Raw genomic sequence first — 18,395 nt, forward strand, 5'->3', positions numbered from 1 at the left:
TGGTGAGACTATACCAAAACAAAAAGCGGCTTTGCAGATAAAGCCGCTCATCTTATTGGTTGGTATACATTGAGTGTATTAGGCGCGCAGTTTTTCGCCGTTGCGATCAATATAAAGTTTGAGGGCGGGTAAGGTTCCTTTCATCAGGTTTCCCCGAACCATCATGTACCAGCCCTTTTCGTCTTTCTCGGGATCGTCATTCATCAGGCGAAACCCTTTGTACTCTTCGACTTGGCGGGTTTGTTTACGAGCAAGCGCATCAAACTCGGCAGGATCAGTGACCATGCTGGTATCGACCCACCATTCAATCGACTTTTTGACACCAGTCAAGCTGCCAGACACAACTTTACCGCCTAGCCGTGCACGATACACCTCTTGGATATCACCAGAGCCTTCTACTTTCTCAATGGTGTAGCCACGGTGAAAAAGGCGTTGGGTCATAGTTTCCTCCTGATGCCGTTCCCACAATAGTAATCTACCTATTATGAGTTACGAACCTACTAAATTTTTAGACTATTATCACGTTGAGTTCGAGGATTTTCACTAATTTTCAGTCTTGGAAAGACAGGTGGTTAGACAAAGTGCGATATGTTTCAAGTTTTATTCTTTGGTTGCTGTTATTATATTCGTATAGCAATAAAGTTATAGTGCGCTATGAAAAAGATTAATCCCATTGATGACAAGAACTTAAGTGCGAGTATTCAAAAATTTAACCAGGGCATACTCTCCGTTGAGGATTGGAATGGTGTGACAGAATCTCGGTACAGTCGAAACTCTCTACTAAGCTATCGAAATGACTGGCAAGTTTTTGTTTCTTTTTGCCAAAGCCAACATGTCACGGCGTTACCCTGCGCGGTGACAACACTGCGTCGATTTGCTGAACTCACCTCTCAGCAGCGAAAAGTATCGGCGATCCGCCGAATCATTGTTACTGTGGGCTTGGTGCATCGCTTACACCGTCAGCGAGATCCGAGTAAGCATCGCGAAGTGAAATATGCCATGGCGCGGTTGCTTGCTGCGAAACTCCCAGAGGCAAAAGAGGCCGCACCATTTAAAAAAAGACACCTGTCAGCACTTCGAGAGCAGTTCCAATCAAGCAAGCGACTGCGCGATATTCGCGATCTTTTAATTTGGTCATTGTGTTATGAGGGCTTACTCAAACGCAGTGAACTCGCCGCACTCGCCGCAGAAGATGTTATGTATGACGGCGAAAAAGCCTATGTGATGATTGGAGAGCAACGGGTTGTGCTCTCTGAACAAACGGCAATGACACTCGCCACTTGGCTCGAGTACAGTGGGATCCATCAAGGCCCCCTACTGCGACGAATTAACAAGCATGGTCACTTAGGCGACACACCGTTAGACCCCTCTTCAATTTATCGCGTTTTTCGCCGCGCCAGTGATGTGTTAGGGGAATCAGTGATGTTCTCTGGACAATCACCACGCGTAGGGGCAAGTAAAGCTCTGGCAAAGCAAGGGTTAAGTATCAAGCAAATCCAACATCTAGGCCGCTGGAAAAGTCCGGCTATGCCGGCGCAATATGTCGGCAACCGCGAAGCCAGTGAGCAAGCCAAGGCACGTTACCGACATAAAAAGCCTACAGAGTAGCGCCTAAATTACCCGTTTCCCTGTTGCTTTGCTAATACACTGGGCGAGATATTCGTGGAAAGAATAACCATGATGCTCTACCAATTTGGGGAACATCGAAATCGGGGTCATTCCTGGGAAAGTATTGATTTCATTCAGTAAGATTTGATTGTCGTCACTCAAAAAGAAGTCGATACGAGACAAATCTTTTAAGCGTAGGTGCACAAATGCTTGACGCGCATACTGTTGAATCGCCTCTATTTGTTGATCCGTGAGGTTCGCCGCTTCAATATGCGTATTGCTATGGCTCCCGTCGCTGTACTTTTCCTCGTAGGTGTAGAAGGTGTTCTCTGGGCAGCTGATTTCGCCCGGCGGTGTGACAATTACATCCTCTCCCATGTGGAACGCGGCGACTTCAAGCTCACGTGGTTTGATCGCTTTCTCGATAAGCACTTGGTCTGAAAACGTAAACGCATCTGCAATTCGCGCTTCTAGCTCATCGTCTTTCGCCACACGGTAGCAGCCCACGCTGGAGCCTTGGCTTGCCGCTTTTACAAAAACCGCCCCTTGCTCGTCATAAAAAGTGCGTGCCCGAGCCAAGCTACTTGGGCTTTGATCGGTTAAAAAGACGTAAGGTGTATTCGGAATCCCAAGGGCGTCAAACCATAGCTTGGAGGTGATTTTATTAAAGCACACTCGGCTCGCTTCAGGTCCGCAACCGAGATAAGGCAAGCCTGTAATTTCTAATAATGATTGAATATCGCCTGTCTCACCGGGAAAGCCGTGAATACAAGGCACCACATAATGGATTTGGGTGTGTTCTACCTTGCTACACAGCATGCCATCGGTATCCAAGTGGCAGCGCATGCCATCCGCTAAATGCCAACCTTGATCGGTCATTTCCACTTTATGGACTTTCACTCGCGGCAGTTTTGCCAGTTGTGACTCAAGATACTGAGCCGAAATCAAAGAAATCGCATGTTCAGCGCCACCGCCACCACACAGCAAAAGAAGGTTTATTTTACTCATCATTTTCTCACAAGACGTGTCATGCACGTATTTTGCTGACTTTTAAGCCATAGTAGACAATTGTTCGCTAGCTTTCATTATCCAAACAATCTTTATGCCCGCTTTGATAGTCAATTGCTTGTCAATTATACAAGTGAGTACGGCACACCAGGCGCTCAGCTGTGCGTCATCCACCACACACAAAAAAGCCGGCAAATCGCCGGCCAGTTCAGCAAATGGGCCGCGCTTAGTTAACGCGCACCATTTGTGGGTTGGACGAGCGTTTGATATCCGCAATGGAGCGAACAAATGGGCCATATTGGCGCACTGTTTGTGGAAGCGCCTGAATCGCTTGCTTGGCCGCATCTCGGGTTGGATACTCGCCATAGAGCAAGGTGTACCAAGGCAAACCATCGACCATTTTTTTATTGCTCCAAAGCGGCTGATCGCTGGGTAAGCGTTTAGCGTAATCGCTAAATCCACGATCGTGACTCAGTGCTACAACTTGAATGGTATAGCCCGGCCCTTGTTTCGCTGGTTTTACCGTTTGCTTTTTAGGCGCAGGTTTTGGCTGAGCTTGTGGCATCGGCTCCGCTTTCGCCATCTCTGGCTGTTCGTTCGCACGGGTATCGGTCGACTCAATGGTCTGACTATAGATTTCGGTAGTGACGCCGCCACCGCTGCATCCCGTCAAGAGCGCGGCAACAGCCAATAAGGCCAATTTTTTCATTGCAATTCTGTCAGTTATCCAAGTTTGTGTCATTGTGCCCCCGACCTAACAACCATTCAATAAAAACTTAGGTGGCGGCGTAAGGTTTCGGCTGCAGCTCACAGATGGCCACCCCTGCCTGTTTTTCAGTGTATCGTGTTGAATAAATTCTGCTCCGCACAGATCACATTGCGTTAAAAAAAACCGCTGAATTCAAGCACGAATAGATACACTGGCTGACAATCTATCCTGTTTCTCGGCTTATCATGCCACGCAAAGGAGGAGCGTTATGTCAGGGATTGATCAGTTACTTAAGCCCAAATCAATCGCGGTTGTTGGTGCCTCAGACCAAGCTAACCGCGCTGGGTATGTGGTGACTCGCAACCTGCAATCGGGGGGATTTCAAGGCCCAATCATGCCCGTCACGCCGAAATATCAGGCGGTTGCGGGAATACTGGCCTACAAAACCATCGAAGCACTGCCATTAGTGCCTGACTTAGCCATCCTGTGTACCCGCGGCGAGCACAATCTCAGTCTCATCGAACAGCTGGGCGAACGTGGCGTCAAATTAGTGATCGTGCTAGCAGCGGGCATGCGCGGGCAATTTAATGAGCAAGGCGAAAGTCACTTTTCACATATGCAGGCCATTGCGGCGCGCTATACCATGCGGGTGCTTGGACCGAACAGTCTGGGGATGATTCTGCCTTGGCTCAATTTGAATGCGTCATTTGCGCCTGTGTCTGCCAATAAAGGAAACATTGCCTTTATTTCTCAATCCGCCGCTGTCTGCACCACAATTTTAGACTGGGCCAAAAATAAGCGAATCGGCTTCTCGACCTTTATTTCACTCGGCGAAGCCTGTGACATCGATTTTCCAGAATTATTGGATTATCTGTGTCGCGACAGTAAAACCGATGCCATTTTGCTTTATGTGGACTCAATCCGTGATGCGAGACGATTTATTTCCGCCGCTCGCGCCGCGGCACGTAACCGACGTATTTTGGTGCTAAAAAGTGGCCGCACTCGCGGTGGCTCGGTGGCATTGGAACAGCTGAGCCACACCAATATGGGCCTCGATGCAGCCTATGACGCCGCCATTCGTCGCTCGGGGATGCTGCGCGTGAACAACACTCACGAACTATTCGCCGCGGTCGAAACCTTGTCGCACTCCGTTCCTTTACGTGGCGAGCGTTTGGCCATTATTACCAATGGCGGCGGCCCTGCCGTTATGGCGGTCGATACACTGATGGAGTCGGGCGGTAAGTTGGCGTCCCTCAGTGAGAAAACTATTGAAGCGTTGAATCAGGTATTACCCGCAAGTTGGTCGCGTACCAACCCGATCGATATCGTAGGCGATGCGGACACACAACGATACCAAGATGCCATTGATATTCTGTTGGCGAGTGATGATGCCGATGCACTGCTTATCATGCATTCACCCTCGGTCACGGCGCCGGGGCTGGCTACCGCGAAAGCCATTATCGCTGCTCTCAAGGAAAACCCGCGCGCGCGGCGTTTTAATATTCTCACTAACTGGCAAGGCGAAGGCGATGACGCCACCGTGGCTCGATTAGCATTTACCCACGCGGGCTACCCGACCTATCGCACACCAGAAAGCGCCGTTACCGCCTACATGCATTTGGTAGAGTACCGGCGTAACCAAAAGCAGTTGATGGAAACGCCCACGTCCACCGGACAAACAGACTACGATTTGCCGGCGGTTCGCGCCTTTATCGATCAAGCTGAAGACATTGAGCACCTCACTCTCACCACACATGAAGTCCGCCCTCTTCTTGAAGCGTATGGCTTACACGTCATGTCAACCTGGCTGGCTAGCGATCCGGTCGAAGCGGCGCAAATTGCCGAGCAAGTGGGCTATCCGGTTGCGGTGAAACTGAGATCGCCGGATATCCAGCATAAGTCGGATGTACAAGGCGTGATGCTCAACTTGCGCACGGCCGCTGAAGTGGCGAATGCTTCACAAGCCATTTTGGACCGCGTGTCTATGACATTCCCAAACGCACGCATTCAAGGCTTATTGATTCAATCCATGGCTCCCCGCGCCGGTGCGCAAGAGCTAAGAGTGACCATCAGTAATGATCCCGTGTTTGGCACCATTATCTTATTGGGTGAAGGTGGCTCGGACTGGGACGTGACCAAAGATGCCGCGGTGGCCATCCCGCCGCTCAATATGGCGTTAGCCCGCTATTTGGTGATTGGCGCGATTAAGTCTGGCAAAATCAAACAGCGCGGCTTCCCCGTTTCCATTGATGTGCCCAGTTTATGCCGCTTTTTAGTGACACTGTCACAGATGATCATTGATTGTCCTGAAATTGACGAACTGGATATTCACCCACTGTTAGTCGCTGGCGACGAGCTCACTGTATTAGACGCCTCTCTACAATTGCGTGATTATGCCGGTAGTCAGCATCAACGTTTGGCGATACGCCCCTATCCTAAAGAGCTTGAGCAACAGGTTACCTTAAAAAATGGCAATACATTGCTATTACGTCCTATTCTTCCCGAAGATGAGCCAACCCACAAAGCATTTGTAGAGCAAGTATCGGAGGAAGATCTTTATCGTCGCTTTTTCTCTGACGTGGGTGAACTTAACCATGAGGCCCTCGCCAACCTCACTCAGATTGACTACGACCGAGAAATGGCACTGGTTGCGACCTACACCTCTCCTTCTGGACAAGAAGAAATTTGGGGCGTGGTCCGTTTGCTGGCTGATCCTGAAAATACAGAAGCCGAGTTCGCCGTGCTGGTGCGCTCGGATTTAAAAGGCGTTGGCCTTGGCAGTATCTTGATGACTGCGATCATCGATTACGCCAAACAGGCCGGCCTGTCTCGCATTACCGGCATGACAATGCCGGCGAACCGAGGCATGATTGGATTAGCACAAAAGTGCGGTTTTAGTATTGATGTGCAGATGGCAGACGGCGTGGTGGATATGCTGCTGCCACTGCATAAAAACCAAGATGCATAAACCGATTACGGCGTATCAATTGGAATGTCACCGGCTTGCAAATAGGGCGCAAGCAGCTTAGGAACTTGCCGCACCAACCAAGATTTCGCATTGCCCATACGGTTGCGCTTCCACGCGAGTCCCATTTTTAACTCGAAAGGTGTGCTGCCCTTCAATAGCTTAAGACGACCCGCTTTCAAGTCATCTTGGATCCAAAACCACGGTAAAGTACCAATCCCCTGACCTGCCAATATCGCTTGATACTTATCATGCATCGAGCTGACGGTTAAACGTGGTTGATCTTCCAACACATTGTAAGTAATCGGCTGCATGCCGCGTGCAGTATCGGCAACCGCAACTCCCCGATAACCAGCCCGAATATCCGGGTCGACAGGTCGCGATTCCTTATGAATGGGATGATCAGGCGTGGCAACCCAGTACGCACTCATTTCACCTAAAGGTTGTACCTTAATCCCTTGAGGAACTGACGCTGGGATCGGCGCAATCAGCACATCTGCTCTATCTTGCGCGAGCGATTCCCAGCATCCGGCAAGAATTTCTTCTGACAGTTTCAAACGCGTGCTGCTTTTATTGGCAAGACGCTCAATGAGCGGGAAAAAGAACGCACTTTTAAACAAACCGTCATAGGCAAGCCGAATTTCGAGCTCCCACCCATGAGCTAACGACGCCGCGTCGGCAATCATCTCATCGGCCGCATTCAGTAATAAGCGTCCGCGCTCTACCAATAAATGGCCGGCGTCGGTAAATGTTGCACGGTGACCGGACCGATCAAAGATCACTAGTCCAAGCTCATCTTCCAGCTTTTGAACTTGGTAGCTCAGTGAGGAAGGGGCACGATTGAGTGACTCCGCTGCGGCGGCAAAACTGCCTTTTCGCTCAATGGCATCTAAAACCTGTAACGCTTCAAACGACAACATAGTGCTTCTCTTAATCTGCATCACGGAACGTCGCAGAGAATTGACGATGAGCGATGCAGGTAGGGACCTATAAAGTCTTAACACTTTAGCAGGGTTTTCAGTGCACTCCTACTTCAAACGCCAATAAAAAATGCCTATCAGATGATGAGATAAAAGCAATAAATCAGCGATATAGCACAAAATCGTCACCGGATTTATTTCCTTTCAACAAGAACTGTCATACAGTAAATGAGAGGTGACGATGAGACTAGACCGGATTGAAATAGCAGGCTTTCGTGGCATTAAGCGCCTGTCACTACAAGTTGATGAACTCACCGTTTTAATCGGTGAAAATGCGTGGGGTAAATCTTCCCTTCTCGACGCATTAGAAATCGCTTTGCATCCTAGTGGTGATCGCCCTAGCTTCAAACGCTCGGACTTTCATGTTGACCACACCCTAGGGATTGCCCCAGAACAACAATTTCAAATCGTACTGCGTTGGCAAGAAAGCTTTGCTGGCGAACATAAAGCGCGGCGCTATCGACGCTTTACACCGGTGTGGAATGGCGAGCATGAGGGTTGCCGCACTCTCGATTATCGCTTGAGCGCCACCACAGAAGAAAGCAAAGTCCACGTACGTCGCGAGTTTCTATCCAGTCAAGGCGATGTCATTCAAGATATCGATAGCGATGCGCTGGCACAGCACCTCATGCAGATCCACCCTGTGGTGCGGGTACGCGATGCAAGACGCATGCGAGTGCCCGGACAAACAGTGACCAAAGACAATACTCGCCTTGAGCAACGGCTCGATAATACCTATCGCCGGTTGTTAATGATGCCCGGACACGTTAATAAAGGAGAGATTAAGAGCGGACTACATGCGATGCGGCAACTGCTAGATCATTACTTTGCCGTACAAGAGCACGATCGTCCCCCTTACCCCATCCATGCCCCCGGAGCGTTAGCGTTTACCCATAATCAAATGCATCCCTTAGAGGCAGTGGCTAACAATACCTCCAATCAGAGTCATCTTGTTTTAATGGGACTGTTAAGCGCATTTGTGCGAGCGCGAGGGCCAAAGCAGCTTAAACGCAATGCGCGACCGATCATGGTATTTGAGGATCCCGAAGGTCGCCTGCACCCCACCTTATTGAATCAAGCTTGGCGCCTTATCCAGTTGATGCCGATGCAAAAAATACTGACCACCAATAGCGGTGATCTTTTGGCGGGGGTTCAACTTGATCATATCCGAAGATTGGTACGCCATCCGACCGAAACACGCAGCCACCAAGTCCCCTCACAGCTGTTAAGTAAAGATGAACGCCGTCGCGTTACCTTTCATGTCCGCTTTCATCGCCCCAGTGCCTTGTTTGCGCGCTGCTGGCTGTTGGTTGAAGGCGAGACGGAGATTTGGTTATTTAATGAGCTAGCTCGCTTGCAAGGTTATGACCTCGCTGCCGAAGGCGTCCACTTAATTGAATTTGCACAAAGCGGCCTACGTCCATTAATCAAAACCGCCAAAGCCTTGGGGATTGAATGGCACCTCGTCGCCGATGGTGATATGGCCGGGAAGAAGTATGCCGCAACAGCGCGCGGACAGATTGAGAATCAGCCGGAGGGCGTCAGGCTTACCGTTTTGCCGGATAAAGACATTGAACATTTCTTGTATAACAACGGCTATGAACCTTTGTTCCGAGATATGGCAGGCATGACAAGCCAACAGCCTCACATGAATGACAGGCGCATCATTACCAAGGCACTCAAGCGTTACGCCAAACCTGATGCCGCGCTCGCGATCATCGCCTATACCGAGAACGAACTGAAAACGCCGATCCCTAAGTTGCTTCGGTGGATCCTGCAACGCGCGATCGGCTTAGCCAGAGGGATGGGCTAATTAGCCCTCCTTGTTGATACGCTGGAAAAACAGAGTCACTTTCCCCACTTCAACCCCCCATTTGCGCATCGAGGTGACATTAAATAAATGATCTGAATCTTGTCGGAACATCCAGTCGTCAAAGTGCAGTTGATACTCGCTATCGCCAACGGGCACAACCAAATCATAGCGCCAATTTAACGCATTCCCTTCGACAACTCCTGTCGCAGTGCCCACGATATCTCCGGCGGTCCCTGAATAGGTGCCGTCTGCGTGGCGGGTAATCGTCCAAACACGCGTTTGGGTCTCGCCGTCGTCATACACAAAGGACTCGTCGAGTGTCAGTGTATCGCCATCCACAGTGCCAATGATATCTACCTCAAAACGCCGACGTTGCTCACCAGAAAAATCTTGCACCATACCCCATGCTTTTGTGTGTCCTTCAAAATACTCAAACAAGTCAAACGCAGGGGTACGCGCTTTGTAGTCTTCAATGTCCGCTGAACACGCCGTCAACAGCAGCGCAGCCACGGCGAGCAAGGCCCACTGAATTCGCTGGATCTGCCTCGTCGGTAGAATCATGTTGGATCTCCTAATAATGCTTTACGGTGATCGGGGTAATCGGTATTTTCTGATAACCAAATGGCCAAGAAGGCGTCGGCCAATGCCGTATCGGTCAGGTTAAGTGTTAGCTGCCAGTTTTGGTCCGCGCGTTGGTAATAAAACGAGCCACCAGTCCGGGTGCGCACAAATGCGAGACGATCGTTCTCCTTGATATCGCCCCAAGCTGGCGAGATTGTTTCCAGCCACACTGCGCGTTGCGATGCAGAGAACCCAAGGTGCTGCCACTGATCGTCCGTCGCTTCCATCAGCCGTTTGTCGCTGATATCTCGAGCATAGGTAATCACCAATGCATGTGGCTGTTGTGGTTGATACTCTCCGTCAGGCGCACGCAACTCGGAGCGATAGATCGTCCACCAGCCCCATGTGAGTGTTGCCTTGCCAACTTGAGGCCAAGATTGCCATGCATTCTCCATAGTAGGAGATGCCGTCTCGGCAGAACTCGGCCACGAGAGGATTAAGGTAAGCCAGCCCACGAGCAGAATAGCTTTCATCACTCACCTCCTGAGGCCAACGTCGTTGGCTGTGTTTTTTCTACCAGCCAACGTATTAGGTGGATAAGGATCACACTGTACACCGCCCATACCGCCACCAGAACGAGACTTGTGGTGAGCCAAGGTTGCGGAAAAACAATCGCGCCAAGCCGTTCTCCAGCAACATAACTGCTCGCGCCACCCAAAGCGCCAATCAAACTCATCGCCCATAGAGAATGGGTGAGAATGATCTCACGCAACAACCAAACGAAGGCGCAGAACCCGCACCAAAGTAGCGCCAGCCACACCGGCATCCACGCTGATGCAGGTTCAGTGGCAAGCCAGCCAAAATGGATTAACACATTGTCACCGACAAGGCCTATCGGCGTTAAGGTGATGATCGCCCAAAGGACATCGCGCTGATAGAAAATCGCCGCGGCAAGCATGGCGACTAGTAACCACTGGGTGCTACTTTGCCCCAACGCCGCCGTGAACCAAAACACGTTAAAAAGCAGAGAGATCACCACAAAGCGCATGATGTTAGGCCTCACGCCAAGCGGGGCGACTAAACAGCAACTGCACAGCGCTGATGGTGCGCTCGCGGAATCCCCCCTCACAGTAGCAGAAGTAGTATCGCCACAAACGCGCAAAGCGTTCATCATAGCCAAAGGTTTGTAGCGTATCTGCGTTTTGGTTAAAGCGCTGATGCCAGTCGGCGAGTGTATTGGCGTAATCGATACCAATATCTTTTAAATCACGAATCACAAAATCGGTCTGCGCGGTAAAATGATCCAGCAATACATTCACTGATGGTAAGAAGCCACCAGGAAAAATGTGCTTTTGGATAAAGTCTACATTCCGGCTATAGTGTTCATAGCGCTGATCGGCAATGGTGATGGCTTGAATGGCCATCAGTCCCTCAGGTTTGAGTAACGATTGACACTTTTTCACAAAGGTATCGAGATACTCTTTACCTACCGCTTCGATCATTTCAATCGAAACGAGCTTATCGTACTCACCGTCAAGATCGCGGTAATCTTCTTTTAGCAAGGTGATTTGGTTTTGCAGGCCCGCTTGTTCAATGCGAGCTTTTGCCCAAGCATACTGCTCTTCCGAAATCGTCGTCGTGGTGACGCGGCAACCGTACTCTTTAGCAGCGTAGATAGCCATGGCCCCCCAGCCCGACCCAATCTCAATTAAGTGATCCGATGGTTTGAGCTTGAGTTGCCGACAAAGGCGGTCCATTTTCTCAATTTGTGCCGCTTCCAGGCCCGCAGTGTTCTCGGTGTAAATAGCGCTAGAATAGAGCATCTGCTCATCAAGAAAGTGGCGGTACAGATCATTACCCAAATCGTAATGCGCGGAAATATTACGACGTGCGGTGTCTTTTTCGTTGCGGTTTCGCCAGTGTGCCAGCTTATTACCAAGATTCACCAACCAACCGGTGTGTTTTTCAATGCGATCGATGGCATGTAGGTTGCGAGCAAAGACGCGGATCACATCGGTCAGATTGGGAGATTCCCACCAACCATCCACGTAAGCTTCAGCGGCGGCAATACTTCCGCCGGTCAACATGCGAGTGTAAAAGCGCGGATCGTGGACGAGCACTGAGGCATGAAGGCTAGCTTGTGGATCACCACATTGTAAGGTTTGCCCCTGCTCGTCGACTAAAGAGATACAAGCATCTTTAACATGTGCCAGTAATGTGTAAACCAACTGCTTAGCATAGTGCTCTTTGCGTGTCAGCGTGCGTTGAGTTTGAGAAACGTCCGTCGCAGACATAATTACTCCTTCTTCGCACCTGGGTGCGGATAAAACGGTGCGCCCTTTATCCATAATTTGAGCGCCTGCCAATAAATACCAATGAGAACTTTTACTGTCTCGATCGGGGTTCGGATCAATAGTTTATTGAGGGTTTTCGTGGTAAAGGGGCGCCGCTTCATACCTAAAGTGGCATCGAACTCTCGATCATCTCGGTGCGCTTCTAAGTGCACATGCACACGTTCACCCAGTGGTTTGAGCCGCCAGTGATACCGTTGCTCAATCGGGTTGAATGGCGAAACATGAAAGGCTTTATCATGCTGCCAGCGCTTCCCCGCGGGTATCGCATAAAAATGCTTCTCTCCCCAAGGGGTATTACTCACCTCTGCCAACAAATACCGCCACTGATTGTCCGTGTCGTAGATGTAATAAAGGTTCACGGGGCTAAAGTACACGCCCAAATAGCGTAGTTGGCATAATGCGTAGACTTTACCCGAAATGCGCTCACCGGTTAGCGCATAGAGTTTATCGAGACAAGCCGCTTTGGTGTCCGACTCCCCCGCGAAATAGTCGGCGTGATGAAAAGCTGCGACCCCCCACTTCCCGAGTCGAAAGCCGCGCACACGCTCTGCCAGTGTGCTTAGCTCATCCAAATCAATCAGCGGCATAAACACGGGATAGTTAAAGGCGTGTTTGATTGGCGTAAAGCGTCTATGTCGGACTTGGCCGACATAAAGCCCGCTTTGAAGTGATTCTGCCACTGTACTCACTAACTCATTTCCTCAACTACATCGAGCGCACTGCGCACACCATCTTCATGGAAGCCGTTGTACCAGTAGGCGCCACAGAACCAGCTTCGTTGCTGGCCATTAATTCGATGGCGCTGTTGCTGCGCGGCGACGCTTTCGGTATTAAATACCGGATGCGCATACACAAACTGCCGTAAAATCTTACTCGGATCGATTCGATCCGTTTGATTTAGCGTGACACAGAAGGTTTCAGGCGCCTGAATTGACTGCAATATATTCATATTGTAGGTCAAAGCTGCAGGTTGCGTGTCTATATCTTCTGACACGGGCAGATGATAGTTCCAGCTCGCCCATGCCCCTTTGCGAGTGGGAAGTAGTGAGGTATCGGTATGGAGCACAACCTCGTTATCTTGATACGGAATTGCGCCTAACACTTCACGTTCAGCTGTTGAAGGATCGGCTAGCATCGACAGGGCTTGATCGCTATGGCAAGCAAAAATGACATGATCGAACTGATACTCGCCACTCTCTGTGGTGAGCACAACGCCATGCTGGTGACGGGTTACTTGCCTAACGGGGGTGTTTAATTGGATCTTTTCAGCAAACGCTGGGGTGAGCTTTCTAACATATTCACGCGAGCCACCCGGAATGACGTACCACTGCGGGCGATTTGTAATATCCAGCAAGCCGTGGTTTTGGAAAAAACGGAGGAAAAATGCCAGAGGAAATCCGCGCATATCTGAAAGTGTGGAGGACCATATTGCCGCCCCCATCGGTAAGATATAGTTTTGACAAAAATAGTCGCTAAATCCGTGCTGGTTAAGGAACTCACCCAAGGTGTGCATAGCCAACTGTTCTGATACTTGGCCGCGCTGATGGGCCTCACGCGCCAAACGGTTAAAACGCATAATCTCGGCTAAGAAACGGTAAAACCGAACATTCACCACATTACGTTTTTGTGCGAACAGCGACGCTAAGCTATGTCCGTTGTATTCCAGACCATTTTCATCGTTACGCACACTAAAACTCATCTCAGAAGGCTGTCGACCTACCCCGATTTCTTCCAGTAAACGTTCATAATTCGGATAAGTACGATCGTTAAACACGATAAAGCCCGTGTCGATCGCATAGCGTCCACTCTCAACTTCTACGTCAACGGTCGCCGTGTGGCCACCGAGATAGTCATTGGCTTCAAAGAGCTGAATGTCATGACGCTTATTTAAATAGTGGGCACATGTCAGGCCCGCAATACCGGAGCCGATAATGGCAATTTTCATGCTTGTTTCCTTGTCATGCGTCGAGCAATGGCGATCTGCCATGATGTAGGGAGTAAGGCGATAATTTTCAGGAAATAGGTAAACTTACGCGGAAAGTGAACTTCTGCTTTGCGTTTCTCAAGCCCTGCTTGAATGGCCGCCGACGCTTGCTCGACGGTCACCCGCATCGGCATGGCGAAATCGTTTTTATCCGTTAGTGGCGTTTTAACAAACCCAGGCGAAACGAGTGACACTGTCACTCCTTGATGAGCGAGATCAACCGATAGCGTATTGGCTAGATAACTGATAGCAGCTTTAGATGCGCCATATGCCTCTGCGCGAGGTAAAGGCATGTAACTCGCTGAAGAGCCAACGATCGCCAAATGGGTGCCCGGCACAAAGCTTGCCTGCAAGGCTTCGATACAATTAAGGACGCCAAACACGTTGATATCGAATACGCGTTTAAACAAGGGTACATCGATTTTTCCGTAGTCGATGTATTCACAGGTACCGGCATTTAGGATCACCAAATCAGAGCTTGCTGATAAGGCACCGAGCGCTTGATGGGTTTGGTCCCTGTCTGTGGCATCAAACACTAACGGCTCGAGAGACGCATGATCCTGCTGCATCGCATCGAGCTTGTCTTTGTTACGACCACACGCAATAACGCGCCACCCTTGGCGCGCATAGTCTCGCGCTAATTGCTCGCCAATCCCCGATGTCGCGCCAGTAATCACAACCTGTTTCATTGTCCTAACCTCGCTTTTATATAAGTGAGTAGTCGACCCATCAACGGCAAGGCCTCATAAATCATTTCGCCCATGTCAAAATAGTCGCGGTGACGACTGATTCGCCCATCCGTAAACGTCAAATGCGAGCAACCATGCACCTGTCTCAGTTTGCCTTGTTGTACACGCGGATGAGAAAACGTCATGGTCCACGTCACGAACGCATCACTGTCGCCAGCCGTCGTATGGTGAATATCAAACTGACAGCTGGTGACGTTTTGATACAAAGAAGCAAAGTACGCTAAGAACGCAGATAGCCCTTCAATACGGTGTGCTGGGTCGATAAACACAATGTCGGGGTGGTAGATCGTTTCAAGCGATGCCAAATTGTCTTTACTGAGTGCTTGATAGACTTCCGCAAAACGCGCCACTTGAGTTTGAACGCTCCCGCTCTCCATTATGCAGACTCCTTGGGCTGATTTTTGGCCGCCTCAAAAATCGCTAATGCCTGTTTGCGCTGCTTAGCATGATCAATGATCGGTTTGGGGTAATCCAATGACTGCGCATACTTTTCCGCCCACGACCAAGGTTGATGGATTTGCTTACCAGGCACCTCTTTTAGTGCTGGTAGCCAACGACGTATGAAGCGCCCATCACTGTCGAAGCGCTCCCCTTGGGTTGTCGGATTAAAAATTCGAAAGTAAGGCTGCGCATCGGTGCCAACTGACGCTGACCATTGCCAACCTCCGTTGTTGGACGCAAAGTCGCCGTCAATCAGCTTGGACATAAAGTAGTCCTCCCCCCAACGCCAATCGATGAGCAAGTCCTTGGTTAAAAAGCTGGCCACTATCATCCGCAGGCGGTTATGCATCCATCCAGTGGTGTTTAATTGCTGCATCGCAGCATCCACAATCGGAAAGCCGGTTTTACCCGCTTTCCACGCTTCAAAGCGGGCGTTGTCGTTATCCCACACCACAGACTCTCCCCACTCTAAAAAGCAATGCTTTTTGCTAATACTGGGGTTTTGGGCGCTCACTTCTTGATAGAAATCTCGCCAGATTAACTCTGACAACCAAGTTGCTGCGCCTGAATCGGGCTCGCGCCAGTGCGGATGCTCAGATTGCAGTCGCGCTAAGCATTGGCGAGGGGACAATGCGCCAATGGCAAGATACGGTGACAGCTGACTGGTGCCATCAATGGCAGGGAAATCCCGTTGCGTCTTGTAATCTGCGGCTTGTTCTCGGCAATAAGTGCGTAACTTATCTAAGATGGCTTTTTCCGTGGTCGGCCATGCCGAGACGGCCTCGGTTGGATAGTCAAATTCAATCGGCTCAAGAGAAGCAAAAATAGTAGTTAACCGCGTATCATCAGCACGAGCAGCTGGCGCCTTGAGCGGTGACTGATCCATGCCTTCTAATGCACGTAGACAGGCTTTTTTAAACGGGGTAAAGACTTTATACGCATCGCCTTTCCCAGAACGAATCGTGCCGGGCGCAAATAGATTGCGGTCATGGTAGGCGTACCAATCAATGCCCTGCTCCTCTAGTCGTTGCTGTGCTTGGCGATCGCGATTTTGCTCATTCAGCTCGTATTCACGATTCACAAACACAGCGTTGACGTTCAGCGAGTTCGCAAGGGTTGCGACCGTTTCAGACGCCTTCTTATAGTCAGCGGCTCTTGTCACCAACAGCGGAATGTTAAGTGCACTGAGTTCGTCACGCAGCGCCTTAAGCCTTGCTTCAATCAATCCTGCCTGAATCGGGGCCATATGGTGGGCAGCCCATTGATCCGGTGTTTCCACAAAAAGGCCCACAACAGGCTCGTTTGCTTCGCACGCTGCATGCAGTGCACGATTGTCGAGGCAGCGCAGATCGCGTCGAAACCAAACTAAATGCATAACGGATTGTTCTCCTTGAGTTCTTTTAGCTCGTCTCCATGTACGGAGCAAATAAATGGCTGGCTCACAATGTGAATGTCAGATTGTGCGTAACACTGCCGTAGCTGATTAAGCTGGGAACGATCGAGACGGTGCGCAGCCATCACTGCGAGCGTGGGGATCTTTTGCTCTCGCATCACTTCGAGGATAAGGCCAAGTTGGGAATGTGGCTCACGCAAGATAGTGACGTTGTAACCTTTCTCATTCAGACGCATCGCCATCATGGTGCGCTGATAATCTTCTGTGTCAGTAAGTGTCACTAACCAACAAGGGAACTTACTGTTGCGTTTTGCGTTCGCCAACATTGCCGCTTGGCATTTTTCGATTACCGTACTGCGCCACATATCTTTCTGCAGAGAACAGATGGCGCTTTGCTCCTCATCCAACCACGTATCTAGCGGCGTAAAGACGTGTTCGATGAGCCAATAAAACGGATATTCTTTTAATAAGGTTTCAACGTGCTGGCCGAGTTTTTTCAGTGATAAGTCATGAATCAACTTCATCAGCTCACGGGCTAACGTGTCATCTTCGCTATCTATTTGGGTCTCGGTTTGCGACAGTAACGGTTTCACTTTGCTGATCGGAACACCTTTGTCTAGCCAACGTAAGATCCGACCAATCATGGCGACGTCTTCATCACTGTAAAGACGATGACCTTTCGGTGTTCTAGCCGGAGACAGCAAGCCATAACGGCGTTGCCATGCGCGCAATGTCACTGGATTAACGCCGGTACGATCAGCGACTTGGCTGATCGTCAGCGTGCTTTCGGGATTAGAGTCCATAACGTAACCTCAAGGCATCTGGATACGGCTTCAGATACGCTTGACTAGCAAGGTAATCATCTGGGTGGTTGTGCAAATGGTGAGCAATGAGGGTCAACGGCGCTAACAGCGGCATCGTGCCTTGACGGTAAGCATGAATAAGGTGAGTCAGCTCTGCTTTTTGGCTCTTGTCTAAGTTGTTCTTAAAATAGCCTTGCAGGTGCATCAGCACATTGGTGTGCTTTTTCCGCGTCGCACGGATAGCCAACGACTGCATAAACTGCGTGCGATACTGGTGGAAGAAATCATCAATATCGTACTCCGCGATGTTCGCCATAAAACGGCCCAATTCTCGGTAACGCTCAGGCGAGTGCGCCATCAACACTAATTTGTACCGCGAGTGGAATGCAACCAGTGCTTTTCTTGTCACGCCACTTTCGACACTGCGATATAAATCGTCTAACGCAAATAACCGGAACACAAAATTCTCACGCAGGATGGGATCATTTAATCGGCCATCTTCTTCAATCGGCAGCCACGGCATACGTTCCATTAATGCTTGGGTATACAGCCCTACCCCAGAGATATCAGAGGTGTAGCCATTTTCCCGATAGACTTTGACACGCTCCATGCCACAAGTGGGCGACTTGGCACAAACGATATAGCCACGTAGTGCTTTATGGGCCAATTCATCCGCTTTTCGTTCACTAAAGGCCACCATTTTTTCAGTATGATCTTTGCTGGCGTCTTTGGTCTCAACCAAACGAATGTCGCCCACATTACCCTTGTCTAATAAACGAATCGTCGGCCTTGGCACCGGTAAGCCGATTGCGACTTCCGGACACACAGGGACAAAATTGACATAGGGAGCGAGCTCTTTGGTCACAAACGGGCTGCGTTTATGGCCGCTATCAAAACGCACCTTTTCACCAATCACACATGCGCTAACACCAACTGGAAACGACATGCTTCACCTCTTCTTATCAAGCGGCATGAGCCGCAGAGTTGTACATTTATATTTTGTTGTACAACTCAATGTAGGCGAAGG

Annotated in this window: 18 protein-coding genes; 3 read left to right on the plus strand and 15 right to left on the minus strand. The window is 50.0% G+C overall.

Annotation, left to right across the window (positions count from 1 at the left end; genetic code table 11):
* Positions 1-78: 78 nt before the first annotated feature.
* On the minus strand, positions 79-441 hold the full coding sequence (locus BZG84_RS05685; RefSeq protein ID WP_077481227.1) for a DUF3319 domain-containing protein: 363 nt from the start codon (positions 439-441) through the stop codon (positions 79-81).
* 213 nt (positions 442-654) lie between these two features.
* On the opposite strand from BZG84_RS05685, the gene BZG84_RS05690 reads away from it, so the two are divergent.
* Positions 655-1,608, plus strand: a complete 954-nt coding sequence (locus BZG84_RS05690; protein WP_077481229.1) for a tyrosine-type recombinase/integrase — start codon at positions 655-657, stop codon at positions 1,606-1,608.
* 3 nt (positions 1,609-1,611) lie between these two features.
* Here the strand turns inward: BZG84_RS05690 and BZG84_RS05695 are convergent, their stop codons facing one another.
* Positions 1,612-2,616, minus strand: a complete 1,005-nt coding sequence (locus BZG84_RS05695; RefSeq protein ID WP_077481231.1) for a D-alanine--D-alanine ligase — start codon at positions 2,614-2,616, stop codon at positions 1,612-1,614.
* Positions 2,617-2,842: 226 nt separating this feature from the next.
* Positions 2,843-3,325 carry an SPOR domain-containing protein gene (locus BZG84_RS05700; RefSeq protein ID WP_077481233.1) on the minus strand — a complete coding sequence of 161 codons (483 nt, stop codon included), beginning with the start codon at positions 3,323-3,325 and terminating at the stop codon, positions 2,843-2,845.
* Positions 3,326-3,593: 268 nt separating this feature from the next.
* Here BZG84_RS05700 and BZG84_RS05705 point away from each other — a divergent pair, with 268 nt between their 5' ends.
* Positions 3,594-6,293, plus strand: a complete 2,700-nt coding sequence (locus BZG84_RS05705) for a bifunctional acetate--CoA ligase family protein/GNAT family N-acetyltransferase (protein WP_077678031.1) — start codon at positions 3,594-3,596, stop codon at positions 6,291-6,293.
* Positions 6,294-6,298: 5 nt separating this feature from the next.
* Here the strand turns inward: BZG84_RS05705 and BZG84_RS05710 are convergent, their stop codons facing one another.
* The gene (locus tag BZG84_RS05710; RefSeq protein WP_077481236.1) at positions 6,299-7,210 is read right to left on the minus strand and encodes a LysR family transcriptional regulator; all 912 of its coding nucleotides are present in this window, start codon (positions 7,208-7,210) and stop codon (positions 6,299-6,301) included.
* Between the two features lie 241 nt (positions 7,211-7,451).
* Here BZG84_RS05710 and BZG84_RS05715 point away from each other — a divergent pair, with 241 nt between their 5' ends.
* Complete coding sequence (locus BZG84_RS05715) at positions 7,452-9,083, plus strand: DUF2813 domain-containing protein (protein ID WP_077481238.1); 1,632 nt, start codon at positions 7,452-7,454, stop codon at positions 9,081-9,083.
* Here BZG84_RS05715 and BZG84_RS05720 read toward each other — a convergent pair whose 3' ends face one another.
* From BZG84_RS05720 to BZG84_RS05770, 11 genes are read right to left on the minus strand one after another with little or no spacing between them, the layout of a single operon-like run.
* Positions 9,084-9,644, minus strand: coding sequence for a DUF3833 domain-containing protein (locus BZG84_RS05720; RefSeq protein WP_077481240.1), 561 nt, complete (start codon positions 9,642-9,644; stop codon positions 9,084-9,086).
* Positions 9,641-10,177 carry a hypothetical protein gene (locus BZG84_RS05725; RefSeq protein WP_077481242.1) on the minus strand — a complete coding sequence of 179 codons (537 nt, stop codon included), beginning with the start codon at positions 10,175-10,177 and terminating at the stop codon, positions 9,641-9,643. Before BZG84_RS05725 ends, BZG84_RS05720 begins: the two co-directional genes overlap by 4 nt.
* Positions 10,177-10,692: a DUF2878 domain-containing protein gene (locus tag BZG84_RS05730; protein WP_158011466.1), complete on the minus strand. Its 516-nt coding sequence runs from the start codon at positions 10,690-10,692 to the stop codon at positions 10,177-10,179. The genes BZG84_RS05725 and BZG84_RS05730 overlap by 1 nt, the downstream gene beginning before the upstream one ends.
* Before the next feature lie 4 nt (positions 10,693-10,696).
* On the minus strand, positions 10,697-11,938 hold the full coding sequence (locus BZG84_RS05735; RefSeq protein WP_077481246.1) for an SAM-dependent methyltransferase: 1,242 nt from the start codon (positions 11,936-11,938) through the stop codon (positions 10,697-10,699).
* Positions 11,939-11,940: 2 nt separating this feature from the next.
* Positions 11,941-12,678, minus strand: a complete 738-nt coding sequence (locus BZG84_RS05740; RefSeq protein WP_077662539.1) for a DUF1365 domain-containing protein — start codon at positions 12,676-12,678, stop codon at positions 11,941-11,943.
* Between the two features lie 8 nt (positions 12,679-12,686).
* The gene (locus tag BZG84_RS05745; RefSeq protein ID WP_077481926.1) at positions 12,687-13,943 is read right to left on the minus strand and encodes an NAD(P)/FAD-dependent oxidoreductase; all 1,257 of its coding nucleotides are present in this window, start codon (positions 13,941-13,943) and stop codon (positions 12,687-12,689) included.
* Complete coding sequence (locus BZG84_RS05750) at positions 13,940-14,671, minus strand: SDR family NAD(P)-dependent oxidoreductase (RefSeq protein ID WP_077481928.1); 732 nt, start codon at positions 14,669-14,671, stop codon at positions 13,940-13,942. The genes BZG84_RS05745 and BZG84_RS05750 overlap by 4 nt, the downstream gene beginning before the upstream one ends.
* Positions 14,668-15,108: a nuclear transport factor 2 family protein gene (locus tag BZG84_RS05755; protein WP_077481930.1), complete on the minus strand. Its 441-nt coding sequence runs from the start codon at positions 15,106-15,108 to the stop codon at positions 14,668-14,670. Before BZG84_RS05755 ends, BZG84_RS05750 begins: the two co-directional genes overlap by 4 nt.
* A complete protein-coding gene (gene phrB, locus BZG84_RS05760; protein WP_077481932.1) occupies positions 15,108-16,547 on the minus strand; it encodes a deoxyribodipyrimidine photo-lyase in 1,440 nt (479 codons plus the stop codon). Before phrB ends, BZG84_RS05755 begins: the two co-directional genes overlap by 1 nt.
* Positions 16,538-17,368 carry a MerR family transcriptional regulator gene (locus BZG84_RS05765; RefSeq protein ID WP_077481934.1) on the minus strand — a complete coding sequence of 277 codons (831 nt, stop codon included), beginning with the start codon at positions 17,366-17,368 and terminating at the stop codon, positions 16,538-16,540. Before BZG84_RS05765 ends, phrB begins: the two co-directional genes overlap by 10 nt.
* Positions 17,358-18,314, minus strand: a complete 957-nt coding sequence (locus tag BZG84_RS05770) for a YbgA family protein (RefSeq protein WP_077481936.1) — start codon at positions 18,312-18,314, stop codon at positions 17,358-17,360. Before BZG84_RS05770 ends, BZG84_RS05765 begins: the two co-directional genes overlap by 11 nt.
* Positions 18,315-18,395: the final 81 nt, after the last annotated feature.

The organism is Salinivibrio sp. PR932, from assembly GCF_001996125.1.
Classification (GTDB): domain Bacteria; phylum Pseudomonadota; class Gammaproteobacteria; order Enterobacterales; family Vibrionaceae; genus Salinivibrio; species Salinivibrio proteolyticus.